The organism is Streptomyces sp. NPDC059398, assembly GCF_042751845.1.
Lineage (GTDB): Bacteria > Actinomycetota > Actinomycetes > Streptomycetales > Streptomycetaceae > Streptomyces.
Genome location: NZ_JBHYWP010000212.1, coordinates 1 through 1,983, shown reverse-complemented (window position 1 = coordinate 1,983; position 1,983 = coordinate 1). Strand labels below are relative to the sequence as shown.

1 protein-coding gene is annotated in these 1,983 nt (G+C 71.9%); it reads right to left on the bottom strand.

Translation table 11 applies throughout. The features are described 5' to 3' along the window. Positions 1 to 40: 40 nt before the first annotated feature. Positions 41 to 1,705 (bottom strand): alpha-L-fucosidase, encoded by a 1,665-nt coding sequence (locus ACFXBC_RS35055; protein ID WP_385034185.1) that lies wholly within the window; start codon positions 1,703 to 1,705, stop codon positions 41 to 43. Positions 1,706 to 1,983 lie beyond the last annotated feature (278 nt).

The following is a 1,983-nucleotide window of genomic DNA, read 5'->3' as shown; positions in this document are numbered from 1 at the left end:
GGCCGCGGGGCCCCGCCCGCCGCGGGGGGGCCCCCGCGGTTCAGCTCAGCGAGTGGTAGAGGCCGAACTCGGCGATGCGCGCCGGGCGGCGGGAGCCGAGCACCCGCAGCCGCCACTGCCGTGCGGCCACCGCGGCGGGCAGCACGACGATCCGGCTCGCGCCGACGGTCCCCGCCTTCGCCACCTCCGTCCAGCCCTTCTCCGTACGGGCCTCCACGACGACCAGTTCGACCTGCTGGCCGTGGCGGATGTCCTCGGCGAGCCGGATCCGGTCCACCTCGCGCGGGCGGCCGAAGTCGACGTACAGGGTGCCCTTCGACGCCGCGGGCGCGGTCCACGCGGTGTCCGGGTCGCCGTCGACCGCGAGGTCCGAATGGTGGCCGTCGCCCCAGGTCCGCGCCGTACGGGCGAGGTTCATCGGCAGCTCACTGCCGATGCGCTCGTCGAAAGCGCGGAGCACGGCGACATCCGCCGCGGGGAGCCGCCCCTGCTGGTCCGGCGGGATGTTCAGCAGCAGTACGGAGTTGCGCCCGACCGACCGCAGATAGATGTCGGTGAGTTCGTCGACGGTCTTGGGCTGCTGGTCCGCGTGGTAGAACCAGCCGGGCCTGATGGAGACATCGCACTCGGCGGGCCACCACTGGAGGTACTGGGCGACCGTCCGGGAGGCGGCAAGCGCCTCGCGGCTGCCCTGGTCGGGGGCGTCGTAGGGCAGCGCGTAGTCGGTACGCCCGTACTCCGCGGCGGCGACCGGGACGGCGCTCCACTCGTCCTCCCGGGCCAGCCCGCCCTCGTTGCCGACCCAGCGCACGTCGGGGCCCGACACCGCGATGGAGGCGCCGGGCGCGAGGGCGCGGACGATCTCGTACCAGCTGTCCCAGTCGTAGTGCTCGACCTTCTCCGGGGGGATGCGGCCCTGGGCGCCGTCGAACCACACCTCGTCCACCGGCCCGTATTCGGTGAGCACTTCGTAGAGCTGGTTGAGCATATGGGCGCCGTAGTCGGTGGCCTGGAGCCGGAAGGTGCGCGGTCTCCTTCCGGCCCGGTCGTCGCCGTGGACGAGTGCGGGCACCGTGCGGGTGGTACGGGCGCTGCCGTTGGCGTAGACCCCATGCAGATACTGGTTCTCGTCGGCCGGAGAGATGTAGACGCCCACCTTGATCCCGTGGGCGCGCATCGAGTCGGCGAACGAGCGCAGCACGTCGCCCCGGCCGTCCGCCCAGCTGCTGGAGGCGACGCTGTGGTCCGTGTAGCGGGAGGGGTACAGCACAAAGCCGTCGTGGTGCTTGACCGTGAGGATGGCGAGTTCGAAGCCGCCGTCCCGCAGCGCCCGCGCCCACTGGTCGGTGTCGAGGCCGGTCGGCTGGAAGACGTCGGGGTTTTCGTCTCCCGTACCCCACTCCAGGCCGGTGAAGGTGTTGACGCCGAAGTGCAGGAAGGCCGTCTTCTCCAGCCGCTGCCAGGCTATCTGGCGCTCGGTGGGGCGCAGCCGGGCGGCCTTGGCGACCAGTTCGCCGGGGGTGTCGTCCGGGCTGATGGCGATACGGTAGCCGGGTTCGACGGGCAGGGAGGGGCGGCCGGGCCCCGTGGGTACGGAGGATCGGCCGGCCGGCGCGGCCAGCGCGTCCGTGGCGAGCAGGGGCGAGCCGGTGGATGCGGTGGCGGCGGCGAGCGCGGTGACGAAGAGGCGGCGGCTGAGAGCCATGGGCACGTCCTTCGGTGTCAGGGGGTTCGGGTGGGGTATGCGGGACCACACCTTCGTCCATTCATCCGATGTTCTGCGGAGCCCAGGCTCTCAATTTTGTTGTCCTACCGGTGAGTTGGATGAGAAGAGTCCATCCGTCCCTGCGGAAAGTCCATCCCGGCCCGGCGGCAGACCGGCCGAACCGGCAAAAGACGCGCCGAACCGATGGCAGACGCACTGAACCGGTGGTGGGGCCCATGGCACACCACTGCGCCCCCCCCCCCCCTGCGGCGCCGCCC